The organism is Pseudomonas sp. 06C 126, assembly GCF_001855215.1.
Taxonomy (GTDB): domain Bacteria; phylum Pseudomonadota; class Gammaproteobacteria; order Pseudomonadales; family Pseudomonadaceae; genus Aquipseudomonas; species Aquipseudomonas proteolytica.
Genome location: NZ_MIFU01000024.1, coordinates 126,449 through 145,277 on the forward strand (window position 1 = coordinate 126,449; position 18,829 = coordinate 145,277).

An 18,829-nucleotide genomic window follows, 5' to 3' on the forward strand; every position below is an offset into this window, starting at 1 on the left:
TGGCTTAATAAGCCGTAGGAAATTCGAATTTAACCTCCAAATACGCGGATTAATTCTAAGCATGATTCTCGACGCCACCGACCTGCGCCTCCTGCATTTCCTGCAACAGGATGGCCGTATCAGCAACCAGGAACTGGCGGAGAAAGTCGCCCTGTCGCCATCCGCCTGCCTGCGCCGTTTGCGCCTGCTGGAAAGTGAGGGCGTGATCAGTGGTTATCGCGCGGTGCTCAATGCCGAGCAGTTGGGGATCGAGCTGGAAGCCATCGTCCACCTGTCATTGCGCCAGGATATGGAGGATTGGCACGAGACCTTTATCAAGAAGGTCCAGGGCTGGCCGGAAGTGGCCAGCGCCTACGTGATCACCGGCGCCAGCAACTATGTGCTGCGGGTGCAGGCGCGCAACCTCAAGCACTTCTCCGACTTTATCGTGAACCACCTGAACCGCACGGCGGGGGTGATGGATATCCGCTCGGAGATCGTGCTGCAGAAGATCAAGGATCGGGATGAGGTGCTGGACCTGGTCGTACGCAAATAACCAGCCCCACCACAAAACCAATGTGGGAGCGGGCCTTTGTGGGAGCCGGGCTTGCCCGCGATACGGACACCTCGGTTTATCTGTAAAACCGAGGCGACTTCATCGCAGGCAAGCCAGCTCCCACAAAAGCCCGCTCCCACATTTTTACCGCATTCAGTCTTCGAGGGCGCGCACGCGTTGCATGCGTGTTTGCTCTACGGGCGCGGCCGCCGGCTGTAGTTCGAAGTCAAAATCGATCTGCGCAAACTTGCCCTCCACGCCAAATTCACGCGCCAGCTGCTGATCCTCGCTGAAACGAATCTCGGCAATCAGTTCATCCCGGGTGGCATAGGCAAAGTCATCGTGCAGATACGGATCATCCGACAGGTTGATCTGCGTGGTCAGGTGCCGATGCCCCGGTGCCGAGATGAAGAAGTGGATATGCGCCGGCCGCTGGCCGTGGCGGCCCAGTTGGTCGAGCAACTGCTGGGTCGGGCCGGTCGGCGGGCAGCCGTAGCCGGACGGGACGATGCTGCGAAAGCGGTAGTTGCCCTGGGCATCGGTCTCGATCCGGCGACGCAGGTTGAACTCCGATTGCGTCGGGTCGAACCAGGAGTAAGTGCCGCCGGTATTGGCCTGCCACACGTCCACAATCGCCCCGGCCAATGGCTTGCCGTCGACATCGCGCACCTGCCCGCGCATGAACAGCGGCACCGCCGCATCCAGGCCGTCGTCCAGCCGCGCTTCGTACTTGGACAGCGGCGCGCCGGCCACGTACAGCGGCCCTTCGATGGTGCGCGGGGTACCGCCGGACTTGCCGGCTTCCTCGTCGGCCGCGTCCATCAACATATCCAGGTAATGCTCCAGGCCCAGGCCTGCGGCAAGCAACCCGGCTTCCTGGTTCTTGCCCAGCTCATTGAGGTAGTTGACCGCCTTCCAGAACTCTTCCGGGGTCACTTCCAGGTCTTCGATGATATTCACCGTATCGCGCAGGATCCGGTAGATCAGTGCCTTGGCCCGTGGGTTGCCGGCGTCATTGAGGTTGCCGCTGGCTTCTTCGAGGAAGCGCTGGGCGTGGGCAGTCTGGGACAGTCGAATGGACATGGTGCAATCCTCATCTTGTAATTATTAGGTGGCTAGACAGACTCAGCGGTCATCCTCATGGATCGACGACGGATGCCGGCACAGGGCATTCACTTCGATGGCCATGTAGGGATAGAGCGGCAGTTGCATCAGCAGGTCATGCAGTTCCTGCACGCTGTCGACATCGAACACGCTGTAGTTGGCGTACAACCCGGCGATACGCCACAGGTGGCGCCACTTGCCCTGCGCTTGCAGGCGTTGGGCCAGGGCTTTTTCGTCGGCCTTGAGGGCCGCCGCGCGCTCGGGGTTCATGTCGACGGGCAGGTTTACGGTCATTTTTACGTGAAACAACATCCCAGGCGTCCTCTTAATGTTTGTCGCGACGGAAGAACGCCAGGCGTTCCTCATCGATGGCCAGGCCCAGGCCCGGGGCGGTCGAGACATGCAGGTGGAAATCGCGATACACCAGCGGCTCGCTGAGGATGTCCTCGGTGAGCAGCAACGGCCCGAACAACTCAGTGTCCCAGGCCAGTTTATTCAGGGTGAGAAACGCATGGGCCGAGGCCAGGGTGCCGATCCCGCCTTCGAGCATGGTGCCGCCATACAGGCCGATCCCCGCCGCCTCGGCAATCGCCGCCGTGCGCAACACTGCGCGCGGGCCGCCGTTTTTCGCGATCTTCAGCGCGAACACCGAGGCCGCACCTTCGCGGGCCAGGTTGAAGGCATCTTCGACACATTCGATGGATTCGTCCGCCATGATCGGCGCCGGGCTCGACAGGTTGAGCCGGGCCATGCCGCCACGGTTGTTGCGCGAGATCGGCTGTTCGATCAGGTCGATACCGTTGTCGCCCAGCACCTTGCAGGCACGCAGGGCCACGGCTTCGTCCCAGGCCTGGTTGACGTCGACCCGCACGCTGGCGCGCTCGCCCAGGGCCTTTTTGATCGCGATCACGTGGGCCAGGTCCTGGCTGACTTCACCGGCGCCGATCTTCAACTTGAAGATGCGGTGGCGGCGCAGGTCGAGCATCTTCTCGGCCTCTTCGATGTCTTTTGCGGTGTTGCCGCTGGCCAGGGTCCACGCCACCGGCAAGGCATCGCGCACGCGGCCGCCGAGCAGTTCGCTGACGGGCAAACCCAGGCGCTTGCCGAGGGCATCGAGCAAGGCGCTTTCGATACCGGACTTGGCAAAGGTGTTGCCACGGATGCTGCGCTCCAGGCGCAACATCGCCGCGTTGATATTGCTGGCGTCCTGGCCGATCAAGAGCGGCGCGAAGTGGTGGTCGATATTGGTCTTGATGCTGTCGGGGCTTTCGTTGCCGTAGCTCAGGCCACCGATGGTGGTGGACTCGCCAATGCCTTCGATGCCGTCGGCGCAACGCACACGAATGATCACCAGGGTCTGGTTTTGCATGGTGTGCATCGCCAGCTTGTGCGGGCGAATGGTGGGGAGATCGACGATGATGGTTTCGATCGACTCGATGGCGCAAATCGGCATGGCAATACCCGTTGGGTTCTTTATAGGTCTGGCCTGATTCTGTCGCCCATTGTTGTTGGCTTCCAATATAGAATTGGTCTCGAACAATACCCTCAAGGTATGAGAGGAACCCGTATGGAACTGCGCCACTTGCGTTACTTCCAGGTGCTGGGGGAAACCCTGAATTTCACCCGCGCCGCCGAACGCCTGCACATCGCCCAGCCGCCGTTGAGCCGACAGATCCAGCAATTGGAGGATGAGTTGGGCGTGGTCCTGTTGGAGCGTGGCCGGCCACTGCGGCTGACCGAAGCCGGGCGCTACTTCTATGAACACGCCAATGTGCTGTTGGAACAACTGGCCAAGACCTGCGATAACACGCGGCGCATTGGCCTGGGGCAGAAGACCTGGCTGGGCATCGGTTTTGCCCCCTCGACCCTGTATGGCGTGCTGCCAGAGCTGATTCGCCGCCTGCGCAGCCATGACGCGCTGGAGCTGGAGTTGGGGCTGGCGGAGATGACGACCCTGCAACAGGTCGAAGCGCTCAAGGCCGGACGCATCGATGTGGGCTTCGGGCGGATTCGCATTGATGACCCAGCCATCGTCCAGCGCGTGCTGGTGGAGGATCGGCTGGTGGCAGTGTTGCCCGCCGGGCACCCGCTGCTGGGCGCGCCGGTAACGCTCGCGCAACTGGCCGCCGAGCCACTGGTGCTCTACCCCGGCAACCCGCGCCCCAGCTATGCCGACCATGTGATCGCACTGTTCGACACCCATGGTTTGGCGATCAAGGTGGCGCAATGGACCAATGAATTGCAGACCGCCATCGGCCTGGTCGGCGCGGGCATGGGCGTGACGCTGGTGCCGGCCTCGGTGCAGATGCTGCATCGGGCGGATATCGGCTATACGCCGATTGTCGAGGCCACCGCGACGTCGCCGATCATTCTCAGCCGGCGGATTAATGATCAATCGCCGGGGTTGGGTCATTGCCTGCAATTGGTTGAAGAGCTGATCTGAAATCGCCCAAACACCACTGATCCAATGTAGGAGCTGGCTTGCCTGCGATAGCGGTGGGTCAGCCACTGCATGTACTAGCTGACCCACCGCTATCGCAGGCAAGCCAGCTCCCACATTTTGATTTGCGGTGTGTTCAGGCACCGCGCATGCGTCGGGCATCGTTGCGCTGCAAGGTCTGGCTGGGGGACTCGTCGAACAGTTTGCGGTACTCCGCCGAAAACCTTCCCAGGTGGGTAAAGCCCCAGCCCAGGGCAATCTCGGAAATGGTGCGGGTGGCCCCGTGTTCGAGAATTTCCTGGCGCACCGCGCTCAGGCGGTACTTTTTCAAATACGCCATGGGCGACAGGGCAAAGTATTTGCGAAAGGCATCAAACAGCTTGAACCGCGACACGCCGGTGGCCGCCTCCAGGTCTTCCAGGTGCAGCGCTTCGCGGGCGTTGGCGTGAATGTACTGGCGGGCACGGAGCAGATAATGGGGCAACTTGACCCCCAGCACGTCGCGCAGCTCTTCGGAGTAGTTGTTCGGCTGGGCCAGGATCAGGCCCTTGATCAGCGAGCTTTCCAGGTCACGGGTGAAGGCGGCCTGGTCATACAGTTCGCTGCTGTGTTCCAGCTCCGCGATGAAGTGCCGCGCCATGCGCCACCACGCTGCGGGGGCGCCCTGCACCGCGTCCATCACCGACTCAAAGCGCAGCGGCGCATCGACCGGGCGCTGCAACAGGCCCTCCAGGGTTTCGCTCATTGCTGCGCGGGTAATCACCACTTGCAGCTTGCGGCAATCGCCGGAGATCGCCAGCACCTGGTGTTCATTGGGCGAAATGATCACACCCTGGTCGCGGTTGGAGATCAGGCGCTGGCCACCCTTGCTCAGCTCCTGCTCGCCCACCAGCGGCAGGCTCAGGCTGTAGCTGCTGAAGTGTTCGGCGTCTTCGATATCGATGGTCACGTCGGTGCCGTACTCAATTACCCCCAGCGTAGTGGCGCGGGACTTGAACACATTGGCACTGTGGTGGAATCGCAGGCGTTCCGGGGTGGTGGTTTCCAGCCGATGGGGCCCGCAGATGCCCGACATCCAACTGCGGGCGCCTTCAAGGTCGAAACGTTCAATACGGATATCGCGTGTATGGCTACTCATCAGGTTGCACTCACGGCGGTTGTGGCCAGCGCGCTCTGACGGCGCGTCCGGTGGATCAAGGCAAGTTCTGCGCCACGAAGGCGGTTTACCCACTCAATGGATAACGACCGCCGACTAAGTGGATAAGAAGCCCGCTTTTGCGACCATTGCCTGGCAAGACAGTAGCCCATTGCCGCATGCCCTTGCACTGAAGTGGGTATTTGCGCCCCAACTATGCGGCCCATCTTCCCCCACTAAGCGGATAGCTGGCCGCCCCCCTGCCCGCCTCTAATGAACCACCGATTAGCTACCCAATAAAAGGTGCCTCCCATGAGTGGTGCAAGAAGCGTCGAGCAGTGGAAAACATTTATCGAAAGCTGCCTGGACTTTCGTCCGGCCGAGGGCGTGTTCCGCATCGCCCGGGACATGTTTACCGAGCCCGAGCTGTTCGACCTGGAGATGGAACTGATCTTCGAAAAGAACTGGATCTACGCCTGCCACGAAAGCGAACTGGCCAACAACCATGACTTCGTGACCATGCGCGCCGGGCGCCAGCCGATGATCATCACCCGCGACGGTGAAGGCCAGCTCAATGCGCTGATCAACGCCTGCCAGCATCGCGGCACCACCCTGACCCGCGTCGGCAAGGGCAACCAGTCCACCTTCACCTGCCCGTTCCACGCCTGGTGCTACAAGAGCGATGGCCGCCTGGTGAAGGTCAAGGCGCCGGGGGAATACCCGGAAGGTTTCGACAAGGCCACCCGCGGCCTGAAGAAGGCGCGCATCGAAAGCTACAAGGGTTTTGTGTTTATCAGCCTCGACGTGCAGGGCACCGACAGCCTGCAAGACTTCCTCGGCGACGCCAAAGTGTTCTTCGACATGATGGTCGCGCAGTCCGCCACCGGTGAGCTGGAAGTGCTGCCGGGCAAGTCGGCCTATACCTACGACGGCAACTGGAAGCTGCAAAACGAAAACGGCCTGGACGGCTACCACGTCAGCACCGTGCACTATAACTACGTGGCCACGGTGCAGCATCGCCAGCAGGTGAATACCGAGAATGGCACCGGTTCGGGCACCACACTGGACTACAGCAAGCTCGGCGCTGGCGATGCCAACACCGATGACGGCTGGTTTGCCTTCAACAACGGCCACAGCGTGTTGTTCAGCGACATGCCCAACCCCAGTGTGCGCTCCGGCTACGCCACCATCATGCCGCGCCTGGTGGCAGAACACGGCCAGCAGAAGGCCGAGTGGATGATGCACCGCTTGCGCAACCTGAACGTCTACCCGAGCCTGTTCTTCCTCGACCAGATCAGCTCGCAACTGCGCATCATCCGCCCGGTGGCGTGGAACAAGACCGAGATCATCAGCCAGTGCCTGGGGGTGAAGCACGAGTCCGACGCCGACCGCGAAAACCGGATCCGCCAGTTTGAAGACTTCTTCAACGTGTCCGGCATGGGCACCCCGGATGACCTGGTGGAGTTTCGCGAAGCCCAACGTGGTTTCCAGGGTCGCCTGGAACGCTGGAGCGATATCTCCCGGGGCAGCCACCGCTGGGAAACCGGGTCGACGCCCAACAGCGAAGCCATTGGAATCCAGCCTGCAATGACCGGCACCGAATTCACCCACGAAGGGCTGTACGTCAACCAGCACCGCAACTGGCAGTCATTCCTGCTGGACGGTCTCGACGCACAAGCCCTGAAACTGCACGAGGTGAAATGATGAACGCGCAATTGCAGTACCAGATCGAGCAGTTTTTCTACCGCAAATCCGAGCTGTGCGACGCCCAGGACTGGGATGCCTATGTGCAGTTGTTTGACCCGCAGAGTGAGTTCCATTTGCCGCAGTGGGATTCGGAACACGTCTATACCCGCGACCCCAAGCGCGAGATGTCGCTGATCTACTACGCCAACCGTTCGGGCCTGGAAGACCGGGTGTTCCGCCTGCGCACCGGCAAGGCTGCGTCCGCCACACCGATGCCGCGCACCTTGCACCTGATCAACAACGTGCGGGTTACCGAGCTGGCAGACGGCTGCCTGGAGGTGCGCTTGAACTGGCACACGCTGTTTTATCGGTTGGCGATGTCGGAGCAGTTCTATGGCCACGCCACCTATAGCCTCAAGCCCCATGGCGACAGCTGGCTGATCACGCGCAAGCATGCGCTGCTGCTCAACGACACCATCAACTCGGTGCTGGATTTCTACCACCTCTGACGTTGACGTCCCCCCTTCAACTGTAGGAGCGAGCTTGCTCGCGAAAAAACCAAGGGCTGCGCGTGCATTCAGGATGCCCGCGCCATCGTTAACTTTTTTCGCGAGCAAGCTCGCTCCTACAGGTATTACCCAATCCATGGAGAACGGTGGATGAATCACAAAGTGGCCTTCAGTTTTGCCGACGGCAAGACCTTGTTCTTCCCGGTGGGCGCCAACGAGATCTTGCTGGACGCGGCGCTGCGCAACGGGATCAAGATCCCCCTTGATTGCCGCGAAGGTGTCTGTGGCACTTGCCAGGGGCGTTGCGAGTCCGGCGACTACAGCCAGGATTACGTGGACGACGAGGCGCTTTCCAGCCTCGACCTGCAACAGCGCAAAATGCTCAGTTGCCAGACCCGGGTGCAATCCGACGCGGCGTTTTACTTCGATTTCGATTCAAGCCTGTGCAATGCGCCGGGGCCGGTGCAGGTCCGCGCCACGGTGTGCGAGGTACAACAGGTGTCGGCCAGCACGGCGATCTTGTCGGTGCAGCTTGAGCAGGGCCTGGATTTCCTGCCGGGCCAGTACGCCCGGCTGTCGATTCCCGGTACCGATAGCCAGCGCTCGTACTCCTTCGCCAACCGTCCGGGCGACCGTTTGCAGTTTCTGATCCGCCTGCTGCCGGACGGGGTGATGAGCAATTACATCCGCGAACGCTGCCAGGTCGGCGATGAACTGCAACTGGAGGCACCTCTGGGCGCGTTTTATCTGCGCCACGTCACCCAGCCACTGGTGCTGGTTGCCGGCGGCACCGGATTGTCGGCGCTGCTGGGGATGCTGGACGAACTGGCCGAGCGCGGCTGCGAGCAACCGGTGCATTTGTATTACGGCGTGCGTGGTGCTGAAGACTTGTGCGAAGCGCAGCGCATCCAGGCCTATGCCGAATCAATCCCGGGATTTCGCTACACCGAAGTGCTCAGCGACCCATCGCCGCAGTGGTTGGGCAAGCGCGGGTATTTGACCGAGCATTTCGACCTGGCCGAATTGCGGGATAGATCGGCCGATATGTACGTATGCGGCCCCCCTCCGATGGTCGAATCCATCAAGAACTGGCTGCAAGAACAGGCACTTGATGGCGTTCAGCTGTATTACGAAAAGTTTACCGAGAGTAATATCTGACCCCTCAGCAGTGAGGGGCGGGTCTGGCGTGCAGGATCAACCCTGAAAAAAACAAGTAGAAGGGAATGTTAATGGCGGATGACATGGTTAACCCGGTGGGCCTCAAGCGTGGCCTGAAAAACCGGCATATTCAGCTGATTGCCCTGGGTGGGGCGATTGGTACGGGCTTGTTCCTCGGTTCGGCCGGGGTGCTGAAGTCGGCAGGGCCGTCGATGATCCTGGGCTATGCGATAGCCGGGTTTATCGCGTTCCTGATCATGCGCCAGCTGGGCGAGATGATCGTCGAGGAACCGGTCGCCGGCTCCTTCAGCCACTTCGCCCACAAATACTGGGGCGGCTACGCAGGCTTCCTCGCCGGCTGGAACTACTGGGTGCTGTATGTGCTGGTGGGCATGGCCGAATTGACGGCGGTGGGCAAGTACATCCAGTTCTGGTGGCCGGAAATACCGACCTGGGTCAGTGCCGTGGTGTTCTTCATTGCGGTGAACCTGATCAACACCCTGAACGTGAAGTTCTTCGGTGAGACCGAGTTCTGGTTCGCGATCATCAAGGTGGTAGCGATCATCGGCATGATCGTGCTCGGCTGCTACCTGTTGTTCAGCGGCACCGGCGGCCCGCAGGCGTCGATCAGCAACCTGTGGGACCACGGCGGTTTCTTCCCCAATGGCGGCATGGGCCTGCTGATGGCCATGGCCTTCATCATGTTCTCGTTCGGTGGCCTGGAGCTGGTGGGTATTACCGCAGCCGAAGCCAGCGAGCCACGTAAAGTGATCCCCAAGGCGATCAACCAGGTGGTGTACCGGATCCTGATTTTCTACGTCGGCGCACTCACCGTGCTGCTGTCGCTGTATCCATGGGATCAACTGCTGCAAACCCTCGGCGCCTCGGGCGATGCCTACAGCGCCAGCCCGTTCGTGCAGATCTTCTCGCTGATCGGTAACGACACCGCGGCGCACATCCTCAACTTCGTGGTGCTGACCGCGGCGCTGTCGGTGTACAACAGCGGCGTGTACTGCAACAGCCGCATGCTGTTCGGCCTGGCCGAGCAAGGCGACGCGCCCAAGGCGCTGATGAAGCTCAACAAGCAAGGCGTGCCACTGCGTGCCCTGGGCATTTCGGCCCTGGTGACGCTGCTGTGCGTGGTGATCAACTACGTGGCGCCCAAGGATGCCCTGGTGCTGTTGTTTGCGCTGGTGGTTGCCTCGCTGATGATCAACTGGGCGCTGATCAGCCTGACCCATATCAAGTTCCGCAAGGCCATGGGCGAACAAGGCGTGGTGCCGTCGTTCAAGACCTTCTGGTTCCCGTTCAGCAACTACCTGTGCCTGGCGTTCATGCTGGTGATCGTGGGCGTGATGCTGGCGATTCCGGACATGCGCCCGTCGGTGTATGCGATGCCGGTGTGGGTAGGGGTTCTCTTCCTGGCGTACTGGTTGCGCTCCAAGAAGACCAAGGCCGTGGCTGTCACGCAGTAACCTGTGTAGGGGCCCGCTCATCTGGGAGCGGGCTTGTGTGGGAGCGGGCTTGCTCGCGAAAGCAGTGGGTCAGTCAACATCAATGTTTGCTGAGCCGAAGTCTTCGCGAGCAAGCCCGCTCCCACATTTGATCTTCGCTGCTTTGACCATTGCGTTCGTTTAAGGCAAGCCCGGCTCCCACATGAACAGGGCCACAACAGGAATGCATACCAACAAAAAGCCCCGGTACTCGATGAGTGCCGGGGCTTTTTGTTGGGTTTCAATCAGAGCGTTGAACGCACTCGCCACAGCTCGGGGAACAGTACGGTGTCGAGCATCTTGCGCAGGTAACCCACGCCCTCGGTGCCGCCGGTGCCCGGCTGGAAGCCGATGATCCGCTCCACCGTGGTCACATGGCGGAAGCGCCATTGGCGGAACGAGTCTTCCAGGTCGATAAACTTCTCGGCCAACTGGTACAGGTCCCAGTACCGGTTCGGATCGCGGTACACCTCGCGCCACGCCGCTTCCACGGATTCGTCATGCACCGTAGGCGCCGTTGGATCGCGTTGCGCGCGCTGCGGGTCAATCGCCAGGCCCGCCTTGATCATCAGGTTGATCGCCTCGTCATACAGCGACGGCGTGGCAATCGCCACTTGCAGCTCCTTGAGCAACTCCGGACGGTGGGCATGGGGCCGCAACAGCGCCGCGCTTTTATTGCCGAGGATGAACTCGATTTCCCGATACTGGAACGACTGGAAGCCCGACGACTGCCCCAGGTACGGCCGGATCGACTTGTATTCCGACGGCGTCATGGTCGCCAGTACCGCCCAGGCGTGCACCAGTTGGTCGAAGATCCGCGAGACCCGCGCCAGCATCTTGAACGCCGGCGCCAGCTCACCCAGGCGCACGTGCTCACGGGCGGCCTTGAGTTCGTGGAGCATCAGCTTCATCCACAGCTCGGAAGTCTGGTGCTGGATGATAAACAGCATTTCGTTATGGTCCGGCGACAACGGGTGTTGGGCCGTGAGCACTTTGCCCAGGTCCAGGTAGTCGCCGTAACTCATGGACTCGGAAAAATTCAGCTCAGCGTTATGCCATTCTTCCGGCGGCTGGTAATCAGGGGAGAAAGGACACTGGCTCATCGCGTGGGCTCCTTGAGCGGGCGCAGGATTGCTCGTACCGGGCTGGCATCGAGGTTGGCAAAACGTAGCGGCAGGGCGATCAACTCATAATCGCCTTGCGGTACATCGTCGAGCACGATGCCTTCGAGAATCGCCATGCCATGGCGGGCGACGGCGTTGTGGGCATCCATGGTCTTGGACTGTTGCGGGTCCAGGGACGGAGTGTCGATACCGATCAGGCGCACACCCAGGCTGGCCAGCAGCTCGACGGTTTCCTTGGCGACGGCGGTGAAGTTCGAATCCCAATTGCTCAGGGGCGCCTTGTGATAAGTACGCAGCAGGACCCGTTCCGGCAGGTTATCCAGGTGGCCCTGCAACTGCTCCGGCTGTACCAGCGCGCCGCTGTCCAGGCAGTACAGCACCCGACACGGGCCCATATACACGTCCAGCGAGACTTCGCCGATAGGCGCACCGTCAGCGCTGTAGTGCAACGGCGCATCGACATGGGCACCGGTGTGGGGCGACAGGGTGATACGCCCGACGTTGACCGGGCATTCGGGGCCGAACTGCCAGACGCGTTCTTCCTGGAACGGCGTATCGCCCGGCCACGTCGGGGTGGCGGTGCTCAAGGGTGGGCTGATATCCCACCACGTTTTTATTGGATTCATACGAGGCTCTCGGTTGTTTCTAAAGTGAATGATACGAGGGCCAGCGGTAAATATTCTTGCGATTTCCAGCGCCAGGCAGGATTTCTTTCGCACTTACTGCGAAGAAACGTCTGATTAGTGAATGGATCCTTCAGCCCCACAGATAAAAATGTGGGAGCGGGCTTGCCCGCGATGGCGGCGTGTCAGTTGAGGCATTTTTCACTGATCCGGCGCCATCGCGGGCAAGCCCGCTCCCACAGGGGGCTGTGCAGGTTTGCAGATCGTATGCCAATGCGCTTCTGGGCATCCCGATGTCGAGTTCAGACCACAGGCATTCGCCCCGGCGCTATAGGGTTCACCTTTGTCTTTCCTGCCTTGGAGCCATCATGTCCCAGCCCATCACCGTATTGCGCGACACCCACCCCCTGCCGGTCCTGGATGCCTGCAAATGGGAGAAGCTCGAGGGCGACCCGCACACCGTCAACCTCAACGCCTACACCAGCGAAGACGGCAGCAAGATCATGGGCACCTGGATCTGCACCCCTGGCAAATGGCGGGTGGAATATGTGAAGTGGGAATACTGCCATTTCCAGGAAGGCTACTGCGTGATCACCCCGGACGGCCTGGAGCCGATCCATTTGCGCGCTGGGGATATCTTTGTGGTGGAGCCCGGGATGAAGGGCACGTGGGAAGTGGTCGAGACGGTGCGTAAATATTTCGTATTTGCCTGATACAGACTCTGTGGCGAGGGGGCTTGTCCCCCGCTGGGTGGCGAAGCCGCCCCAAAACCTACCGCCTCGCAGGCCTACTGGGGTGGCTTCGCCACCCAACGGGGACAAGCCCCCTCGCCACAACAAGCCTCATCACAACAAGCCGCCTCTTGATCTCGAGCCCTCTGACCTATTGAGGCTTGCGATAGCTGTTGATGATCGCCGAGAAGTCCTTGCCCCCTTCCCCACGCTGGCTCATCGATTGATACAACTGCTGCGCCACCGCCCCCAGGATCACCGGCTGGTGCGCCTGGCGCGCGGCTTCGGTTGCCAGGCCCAGGTCCTTGAGCATCAGGTCGGCGCCAAACCCACCGGTATAGCCTCGGGATGACGGCGCAGTTTCAATCACACCCGGCCAAGGGTTGTAGGTGTCGGAACTCCAGCAACGCCCGGTGGAGCTGTTGATGATGCCGGCCAGCACTTGCGTGTCGATACCCAGGGCATCGCCCAGGGCCATGGCCTCGCTGACGCCCACCATACTGATCCCCAGCAGCAGGTTGTTGCAGATCTTGGCGATTTGCCCGGTGCCCACATCACCGCAATGCACGATGTTGCGGCCCATCTGCGCCAGCACCGGCTGCAGGGTGGCGAACAGTTCCGGGTTGGCGCCGACCATAAAGGTCAACGTCCCGGCCTGGGCGCCACCGGTGCCACCGGAAACCGGGGCATCGGCCATCGCCACGCCATGCTTGGCCGCAGCCGCCGCTACGTCGCGCGCGGTCTGTGGGTCGATGGTGCTGCAATCCACCGCCGGCACGCCTTTGCCGATGCCGGCCAGCACGCCGTCTTCGTTGAGCCATACGCTACGCACATGGGCGGCGGCGGGCAGCATGGTCAATACCAGCTCCGCGCCCTGGGCCGCATCACGCGGCGAAGCGCTGATGGTGCCGCCCAATGCGGCCAGTTCGTTGAGCACCGTCTGGTTCAGGTCGAACAGGTTCAGCGCATGGCCAGCCTTGATCAGGTTGCGGGCCATGGGCGCGCCCATGTTGCCCAGGCCGATAAATGCAATCTTCATGGTCGTCTCCTTGATCAACGCAGGTTGATGGTGGTGTTGACGCCATCATTGACGCTGTCGTCGTCGAACCAGCGGCTGGTGACGGTTTTGGTCTGGGTGTAGAACTGCACCACTTGCTTGCCGTACGGGCCCAGGTCGCCGAGTTTCGAACCACGGGAACCGGTGAAGCTGAAGATCGGGACTGGCACGGGGATCGGGATGTTGATGCCCACCTGACCGACGTCGATTTCGCTCTGGAACTTGCGCGCCGCCGCACCGCTTTGGGTGAACAGGCCGGTGCCATTACCGAACGGGTTGGCGTTGACCAGGGCGATCGCCTCATCGAGGGTATCGACTTCCAGCACCACCAGCACCGGGCCGAAGATTTCCTGGGTGTAGATCTGCATGTCGGTGGTCACGCCCGAGAACAGGGTCGGGCCGACGAAGTTGCCTTGCTCGAAGCCCGGCACCTGGATGCCACGGCCGTCCAGTTCCAGCTTGGCGCCTTCTTTCACGCCGCTCTCGATCAGGTCGAGGATACGTGCCTTGGCACGCTTGGAGATCACTGGGCCCACGTCGGTACCCGCTTCGCTGCCGGCGTTGACTTTAAGCTTCTGCGCCAGGGCCTTGAGGTCCGGCAGCCATTGCTTGGCCGCGCCAACCAAGACCACCACCGAGGTGGCCATGCAGCGCTGGCCGGCGGCACCGAAACCGGCGCCGACCAGGGCATTGAGGGTTTGTTCGCGGTTGGCATCTGGCAGCACTACCGCATGGTTTTTCGCGCCCATCATCGACTGCACGCGCTTGCCGTGCTTGCCCGCCAGGTCGTAGACGTGGGTGCCGACGGCGGTCGAGCCAACGAAGGACACGGCCTTGATATCTTTGTGAGTGCAAAGTGCATCCACCACATCCTTGCCACCGTGGACCACGTTCAGCACGCCCGCTGGCACGCCAGCCTCCAGCGCCAGTTCCACCAGCATCAGGGTCGACAATGGATCCTGTTCCGAAGGCTTGAGCACGAAGGTGTTACCGCAGGCGATGGCCATCGGGAACATCCACAGCGGGATCATTGCCGGGAAGTTGAACGGGGTGATGCCGGCGCACACGCCGATCGGTTGGCGCAGGGTGTAGGTGTCGACACCGCCGGCCACGTTCTCGGCAAACTCGCCCATTTGCAGGGTGCCGATGGAACAGGCGTGCTCGACCACTTCCAGTCCACGGAAAATATCGCCTTCAGCGTCGGCAATGGTCTTGCCCTGCTCGGCACTGAGTACTGCGGCAATGCGCTTGGAGTGCTCGCGGATCAGCGCTTGCAGCTTGAGCATGATGCGCATGCGCGCGCCGATCGGCGTCAGCTTCCAGGTCTGGAAGGCGCGCTGGGCAGCGTCGATGGCCGCGTTGACTTCATCGGCTGTGGCAAAGGGCACACGGGCCAGGACTTGTTGGGTCGCCGGGTTGACGATGTCTTGCCACTCGGTGGTCTTGGACTCGACCCATTCACCGTTGATCAACAGTTTGGCCTGTTTCACGGTGGTATCGGCAGACGTAAGCGATGCGTTCATTGTGGTCTCCAGATCTTGTAGTTATGCAGAGAGCCAAGGCGTGAAGCGCCTTGAGGATGAGGCGTTCGGACGATTTTTGGAGTATAGATGTGCAAACTTCCAATAAGAACCCACATAAAAGCCGGTCCAACATGCAAAAAAACATCACGTCTTTAGGGTCGCTGAACTGGGATGACCTGAAGTTTTTCCTCGAAGTGGCGCGCACCCGCAAGGCCAGCGTCGCCGCCAAGCGCCTGGCGGTGGACTACACCACGGTGTCGCGGCGTATCAGTTCGTTGGAAGGTTCGTTGGGCACCCTGCTGTTCGAAAAATCCCGGACCAGCGGCTTCGTCCTGACCAACGAAGGCCAGCGCTTGCTGGGTTATGCCGAGTCCATCGAAAGCACCCTGCACATGGCCTGCGAACAAGTGTCCGGCTCCGGCGTGGCGCTGTCGGGGCATGTGCGCATGGGCTGCACCGAGGGTTTCGGTAGCTTTTTCGTCACCCCGCAACTGAGCCACTTCGTCGACACCTACCCGGCGATCTCAGTGGATATCCTGCCCCTGCCCCACTTCATCAGCCTGTCCAAGCGTGAGGCCGATATCGTCATCGCCCTGGAACGCCCGGAACACGGGCCCTACGTGTGCTGCAAACTGTGCGACTACAAACTGCAGCTGTACGCGACCCAGGACTACCTCGACCAACACCCACCCATCCGCCGCCCGGCCGACCTGGCCGAGCATCCGTTTATCAGCTATGTGGATGACCTGGCGTTCAGCTCGGAGCTGCTGTACCTGGCCAATGTCGTACCGGGCGCCAGCGCCAGCCTACGCAGCACCAGCGTAATTGCGCAGTACGTGGCGGCGCAGCAGGGGCGTTCACTGGCGATCCTGCCGTGCTTCCTGGCCGCACAGGACTCACGATTGCTGCCGGTATTAGGTGAGGAAATCACTATTACGCGGCAGTTCTGGATGTATTGCCGGGAGGATTTGCGCAAGTTGAAGCGGATTACATTGTTGTGGGATTACATCCGTGAGGTGACGGAGCAGAACCAGGGGCTTTTGATGGGCGAGACGCGGGAGATGGTGTTTGCCGACTGAACCGCTATCGCGGGCAAGCCCGCTCCCACAGGTGAGTGGCGGTGGGCGCAGAATTTTGGGGCGACACGAACAACTGTAGGAGCTGGCTTGCCAGCGATGGCGGTGGGTCTATCGATACATACTCGGCTGAGCCACCGCCTTCGCGGGCAGGCCCGCTCCCACAGTTTGGTTGCACAGGTAGGCCGAGGTGTCGGCTCAGTCGGCGATCACCACAATCGATACCCGGCGGTTTTCGGTACGGCCCGCGGAGGTGCTGTTGGAGGCCACCGGTTCGCTGCTGCCCAGGCCACGCAGTTGCACATTTTCTTCCTTCATACCCACGTCCACCAGGACCTTGCCCACGCTTTTCGCCCGGCGCAAAGACAGTTGCTGGTTGTACGCTTCCTTGCCCGAGGCGTCGGTATGGCCGTCTACGCGCACGCGTTCGATGCCTACACCGGTGAGGGCCTTGCCGATGCGCTCGACGATTTCAGTGCTGGGCTTGTTGAGTTTTTCGACGTCGCTGCCAAACAGCACTTTGCCCGACAGGCCAAACGCCCAGCCTTCGTCGGTCAGTTCGAAGCCTTGTTGTTTGAGCACCGCCACTTGTGCCGGTGTCAGGCCCTTGGGCGGAGCGGTCTGGCAGCCGCTCAGTGCCAGCAGCGCGATAAACAAGGTGATAAAGAGAACACGTGTGTTAGCAAACAAGGGATCAACTCCTGTGTTGAACGTTGGCAGCGGGGTGCTCCGACTCCGCCGTGTGCTGGCCGCCCTGGGAAAGGCGTTTGGCCTGGTACATCGCCGCATCGGCGGCATTGAGCAAGGCGCCGGGAGTGGCGCCATGATCGGGATAAACCGCGATACCGATACTGAGTGAGGTCAACACTTCGGTGTTGCCCGGCAGCGGAATGGGTTGGTCCATGCTGGCGATGATTTTGTCGGCGATGCGCTGGGCATCTTCGAGCTTGTGCAGGGGCGAGAGCAGGATGGCGAACTCATCGCCGCCCAGGCGCGCTACCAGGTCACTCTCGCGCAGTTGCGCCCGCACACGCGCGGCGACGGCGACCAGCACGGCGTCACCGGCGGCATGCCCGAAGTTATCGTTGATATCTTTGAAGCGGTCGCTGTCGAGGAACAGCACCGCCACCCGCTCGTTGAGCTTGGCTGCACTGCGCAGCGCACGGATCAGCCGGCCCTCGAAGAAAGCGCGATTGGGCAGCCCGGTGAGGCTGTCATGGCTGGCCAGGTGGGCGAGGGTTTCGTTTTCGCTTTGCAGATGGGTTTGCCAGGCTTCGAGTTCGTCGAGCAGGGCATTGAAGTCGTTACCCAGGCTGTCGAGCTCGGCGATCTGCGCCGGCGGCACACGGCGGTCGAAAGCCCGCTCGCTACGCGCGGCGTGGGCGACGTCGGCCAGGCTGTGCAGCGGGCCGGTGATGCCGCGCAACATGCGCCGCGCCAGGTAAATCGCGACCCAGCCACTGATGGCAGTACAGATGATGATCCCCGCCAGGCCGCTGAGCAAAAAGCGCAACAGGCTACCGCCGTGACCGCTCAACTCGACGGTGCCGATTTTCTTGCCTTGATGCAGGATCGGTTGGCTGATGGGTTTTTCCAGCAGTGTGTGGGCCAGTTCCAGCTCCACCTTGGACAACACCCCCGTTTCCGGGCGCACCCAGTGCGCCAGGGTGTTGCCATTGAGGTCCAGCACCCGGGCTTCGGCCACTTCTTCAGTGGAGGCAATCAACGCCAGGGCTTCGGTGGCCACTACGCGGTCGTTGAACACCACCGCAGCTTCCACGGTGTAGTTGATCGAGCGGGCGATCAGGTGCAGGTTGTGATCGGCATAGACCCGCAGGGCCAGCACGCCCAGCAGGGTCAGGGATACGCTGGCCATGGCGACCGCCACCAATGCCACACTCAGGTGCCCGCGACCAAGGACCGAACGTAATGTAGGGCGGGTTTTGGCGTTGCGCAGCCTCATGGTTCCGGCGCTCGACGACGGGACAACTGCAGGACGCTGGGATGAATACGCACTCCGCTGCGGGCCACGGAGTCGAGGTTGACCTCGAATGACACCTGCTCATCACTGACCCGCAGGCAGAACAGGCTGCCCACTGTGCACTGGTCGCCGCCTTCGCTGATGCTCAGCACCGGGCGCCCGATCAAGGCCGTGAACAAATGACTGCGCTCGTCAGGGGAGAGCTTGCCGATATACAGCGCGTCGCAGGCATTGACGATATTGGGGTTGTCGGCCAGCAAACGCTGGACCACCACCGGCCGCCCCGTAGCCTGGGTGGTGCCCTTGACCAGGTCATCGGTGTATTGGGTCGGGCCAACGATGCACAAACGCAGTTGGCTGGGCTCAACCGGCCATCGGGCGTAGCTGAGAATCCCCAGTACCACCTGGGTGACGGCCTGGGCCCGCTGGTCGGCCGCACTGGCGGTAGACGCCTGGGCAAAAGCCAGAGGCGTGACGAGGCACAGAACGGCCGATAGCAGCAATCGTCTCCAGCTCCAACTACGCTCTGCGGGCGAGACAGCCACGTTCATGCAGCGATTCTCTATGATCTTCTCGGGATGATGCCGCAACGATAGCATATTGGCGGAAACCCCATCGAGACGGGGCCTAGGTAGATTCCGCCATTTATCACGA

Annotated in this window: 19 protein-coding genes; 8 read left to right on the plus strand and 11 right to left on the minus strand. The window is 61.4% G+C overall.

Going from position 1 to position 18,829, the window contains the following annotated elements; translation table 11 throughout:
- Nucleotides 1-61: 61 nt before the first annotated feature.
- On the plus strand, nt 62-535 hold the full coding sequence (locus tag BHC62_RS05245; RefSeq protein ID WP_029299899.1) for an Lrp/AsnC family transcriptional regulator: 474 nt from the start codon (nt 62-64) through the stop codon (nt 533-535).
- A gap of 153 nt (nt 536-688) precedes the next feature.
- Here BHC62_RS05245 and catA read toward each other — a convergent pair whose 3' ends face one another.
- From catA to BHC62_RS05260, 3 genes are read right to left on the minus strand one after another with little or no spacing between them, the layout of a single operon-like run.
- The gene (catA, locus tag BHC62_RS05250) at nt 689-1,618 is read right to left on the minus strand and encodes a catechol 1,2-dioxygenase (protein WP_070994417.1); all 930 of its coding nucleotides are present in this window, start codon (nt 1,616-1,618) and stop codon (nt 689-691) included.
- Nucleotides 1,619-1,660: 42 nt separating this feature from the next.
- Nucleotides 1,661-1,951: a muconolactone Delta-isomerase gene (catC, locus tag BHC62_RS05255; RefSeq protein WP_029299901.1), complete on the minus strand. Its 291-nt coding sequence runs from the start codon at nt 1,949-1,951 to the stop codon at nt 1,661-1,663.
- Nucleotides 1,952-1,964: 13 nt separating this feature from the next.
- Nucleotides 1,965-3,092 carry a muconate cycloisomerase family protein gene (locus tag BHC62_RS05260; RefSeq protein WP_029299902.1) on the minus strand — a complete coding sequence of 376 codons (1,128 nt, stop codon included), beginning with the start codon at nt 3,090-3,092 and terminating at the stop codon, nt 1,965-1,967.
- A 114-nt stretch (nt 3,093-3,206) separates the two neighbouring features.
- Between BHC62_RS05260 and BHC62_RS05265 the strand changes: the two genes are divergently transcribed.
- Nucleotides 3,207-4,082 (plus strand): LysR family transcriptional regulator, encoded by an 876-nt coding sequence (locus BHC62_RS05265; RefSeq protein WP_029299903.1) that lies wholly within the window; start codon nt 3,207-3,209, stop codon nt 4,080-4,082.
- Nucleotides 4,083-4,215: 133 nt separating this feature from the next.
- On the opposite strand, the gene BHC62_RS05270 is transcribed toward BHC62_RS05265, so the two are convergent.
- The gene (locus BHC62_RS05270) at nt 4,216-5,217 is read right to left on the minus strand and encodes a helix-turn-helix domain-containing protein (protein ID WP_029299905.1); all 1,002 of its coding nucleotides are present in this window, start codon (nt 5,215-5,217) and stop codon (nt 4,216-4,218) included.
- Between the two features lie 309 nt (nt 5,218-5,526).
- Here BHC62_RS05270 and antA point away from each other — a divergent pair, with 309 nt between their 5' ends.
- The 4 genes from antA to BHC62_RS05290 all read left to right on the plus strand — a co-directional run bounded on the left by antA (nt 5,527) and on the right by BHC62_RS05290 (nt 10,042).
- A complete protein-coding gene (gene antA, locus BHC62_RS05275) occupies nt 5,527-6,918 on the plus strand; it encodes an anthranilate 1,2-dioxygenase large subunit (protein ID WP_070994418.1) in 1,392 nt (463 codons plus the stop codon).
- A complete protein-coding gene (gene antB / locus BHC62_RS05280) occupies nt 6,918-7,409 on the plus strand; it encodes an anthranilate 1,2-dioxygenase small subunit (RefSeq protein WP_029299908.1) in 492 nt (163 codons plus the stop codon). The genes antA and antB overlap by 1 nt, the downstream gene beginning before the upstream one ends.
- 150 nt (nt 7,410-7,559) lie before the next feature.
- Complete coding sequence (gene antC / locus BHC62_RS05285) at nt 7,560-8,567, plus strand: anthranilate 1,2-dioxygenase electron transfer component AntC (protein ID WP_029299909.1); 1,008 nt, start codon at nt 7,560-7,562, stop codon at nt 8,565-8,567.
- Between the two features lie 71 nt (nt 8,568-8,638).
- Entirely contained in the window at nt 8,639-10,042 is a 1,404-nt protein-coding gene (locus BHC62_RS05290; protein ID WP_070994419.1) for an amino acid permease, read from the plus strand.
- Nucleotides 10,043-10,305: 263 nt separating this feature from the next.
- On the opposite strand, the gene kynA is transcribed toward BHC62_RS05290, so the two are convergent.
- Entirely contained in the window at nt 10,306-11,163 is an 858-nt protein-coding gene (gene kynA, locus BHC62_RS05295) for a tryptophan 2,3-dioxygenase (RefSeq protein WP_029299913.1), read from the minus strand.
- The gene (gene kynB / locus BHC62_RS05300; protein WP_070994420.1) at nt 11,160-11,810 is read right to left on the minus strand and encodes an arylformamidase; all 651 of its coding nucleotides are present in this window, start codon (nt 11,808-11,810) and stop codon (nt 11,160-11,162) included. The genes kynA and kynB overlap by 4 nt, the downstream gene beginning before the upstream one ends.
- 365 nt (nt 11,811-12,175) lie before the next feature.
- Here kynB and BHC62_RS05305 point away from each other — a divergent pair, with 365 nt between their 5' ends.
- Nucleotides 12,176-12,520 (plus strand): cupin domain-containing protein, encoded by a 345-nt coding sequence (locus BHC62_RS05305; RefSeq protein ID WP_029299917.1) that lies wholly within the window; start codon nt 12,176-12,178, stop codon nt 12,518-12,520.
- 169 nt (nt 12,521-12,689) lie between these two features.
- On the opposite strand, the gene mmsB is transcribed toward BHC62_RS05305, so the two are convergent.
- The gene (gene mmsB, locus BHC62_RS05310) at nt 12,690-13,577 is read right to left on the minus strand and encodes a 3-hydroxyisobutyrate dehydrogenase (RefSeq protein ID WP_029299919.1); all 888 of its coding nucleotides are present in this window, start codon (nt 13,575-13,577) and stop codon (nt 12,690-12,692) included.
- Nucleotides 13,578-13,591: 14 nt separating this feature from the next.
- Nucleotides 13,592-15,118 carry a CoA-acylating methylmalonate-semialdehyde dehydrogenase gene (locus tag BHC62_RS05315; RefSeq protein WP_029299921.1) on the minus strand — a complete coding sequence of 509 codons (1,527 nt, stop codon included), beginning with the start codon at nt 15,116-15,118 and terminating at the stop codon, nt 13,592-13,594.
- Nucleotides 15,119-15,249: 131 nt separating this feature from the next.
- On the opposite strand from BHC62_RS05315, the gene BHC62_RS05320 reads away from it, so the two are divergent.
- Complete coding sequence (locus BHC62_RS05320) at nt 15,250-16,197, plus strand: LysR family transcriptional regulator (RefSeq protein ID WP_070994421.1); 948 nt, start codon at nt 15,250-15,252, stop codon at nt 16,195-16,197.
- Between the two features lie 195 nt (nt 16,198-16,392).
- Here BHC62_RS05320 and BHC62_RS05325 read toward each other — a convergent pair whose 3' ends face one another.
- From BHC62_RS05325 to BHC62_RS05335, 3 genes are read right to left on the minus strand one after another with little or no spacing between them, the layout of a single operon-like run.
- Nucleotides 16,393-16,884 (minus strand): OmpA family protein, encoded by a 492-nt coding sequence (locus BHC62_RS05325; RefSeq protein ID WP_029299925.1) that lies wholly within the window; start codon nt 16,882-16,884, stop codon nt 16,393-16,395.
- Nucleotides 16,885-16,888: 4 nt separating this feature from the next.
- Entirely contained in the window at nt 16,889-18,157 is a 1,269-nt protein-coding gene (locus BHC62_RS05330; RefSeq protein ID WP_029299926.1) for a diguanylate cyclase domain-containing protein, read from the minus strand.
- Complete coding sequence (locus BHC62_RS05335) at nt 18,154-18,726, minus strand: YfiR family protein (RefSeq protein WP_029299928.1); 573 nt, start codon at nt 18,724-18,726, stop codon at nt 18,154-18,156. The genes BHC62_RS05330 and BHC62_RS05335 overlap by 4 nt, the downstream gene beginning before the upstream one ends.
- Between the last annotated feature and the right edge of the window lie 103 nt (nt 18,727-18,829).

What these genes read in the sequence shown, in the direction of transcription:
- BHC62_RS05260 (WP_029299902.1), bottom strand. Translation starts at nt 3,092, where the DNA reads ATGCCGATTTGCGCCATCGAGTCGATCGAAACCATCATCGTCGATCTC.
- BHC62_RS05305 (WP_029299917.1), top strand. Translation starts at nt 12,176, where the DNA reads ATGTCCCAGCCCATCACCGTATTGCGCGACACCCACCCCCTGCCGGTC.
- BHC62_RS05270 (WP_029299905.1), bottom strand. Translation starts at nt 5,217, where the DNA reads ATGAGTAGCCATACACGCGATATCCGTATTGAACGTTTCGACCTTGAA.
- BHC62_RS05265 (WP_029299903.1), top strand. Translation starts at nt 3,207, where the DNA reads ATGGAACTGCGCCACTTGCGTTACTTCCAGGTGCTGGGGGAAACCCTG.
- BHC62_RS05315 (WP_029299921.1), bottom strand. Translation starts at nt 15,118, where the DNA reads ATGAACGCATCGCTTACGTCTGCCGATACCACCGTGAAACAGGCCAAA.
- BHC62_RS05320 (WP_070994421.1), top strand. Translation starts at nt 15,250, where the DNA reads ATGCAAAAAAACATCACGTCTTTAGGGTCGCTGAACTGGGATGACCTG.
- BHC62_RS05290 (WP_070994419.1), top strand. Translation starts at nt 8,639, where the DNA reads ATGGCGGATGACATGGTTAACCCGGTGGGCCTCAAGCGTGGCCTGAAA.
- BHC62_RS05245 (WP_029299899.1), top strand. Translation starts at nt 62, where the DNA reads ATGATTCTCGACGCCACCGACCTGCGCCTCCTGCATTTCCTGCAACAG.
- antB (WP_029299908.1), top strand. Translation starts at nt 6,918, where the DNA reads ATGAACGCGCAATTGCAGTACCAGATCGAGCAGTTTTTCTACCGCAAA.
- antC (WP_029299909.1), top strand. Translation starts at nt 7,560, where the DNA reads ATGAATCACAAAGTGGCCTTCAGTTTTGCCGACGGCAAGACCTTGTTC.
- catC (WP_029299901.1), bottom strand. Translation starts at nt 1,951, where the DNA reads ATGTTGTTTCACGTAAAAATGACCGTAAACCTGCCCGTCGACATGAAC.
- mmsB (WP_029299919.1), bottom strand. Translation starts at nt 13,577, where the DNA reads ATGAAGATTGCATTTATCGGCCTGGGCAACATGGGCGCGCCCATGGCC.
- catA (WP_070994417.1), bottom strand. Translation starts at nt 1,618, where the DNA reads ATGTCCATTCGACTGTCCCAGACTGCCCACGCCCAGCGCTTCCTCGAA.
- kynA (WP_029299913.1), bottom strand. Translation starts at nt 11,163, where the DNA reads ATGAGCCAGTGTCCTTTCTCCCCTGATTACCAGCCGCCGGAAGAATGG.
- BHC62_RS05335 (WP_029299928.1), bottom strand. Translation starts at nt 18,726, where the DNA reads ATGAACGTGGCTGTCTCGCCCGCAGAGCGTAGTTGGAGCTGGAGACGA.
- BHC62_RS05330 (WP_029299926.1), bottom strand. Translation starts at nt 18,157, where the DNA reads ATGAGGCTGCGCAACGCCAAAACCCGCCCTACATTACGTTCGGTCCTT.
- kynB (WP_070994420.1), bottom strand. Translation starts at nt 11,810, where the DNA reads ATGAATCCAATAAAAACGTGGTGGGATATCAGCCCACCCTTGAGCACC.
- antA (WP_070994418.1), top strand. Translation starts at nt 5,527, where the DNA reads ATGAGTGGTGCAAGAAGCGTCGAGCAGTGGAAAACATTTATCGAAAGC.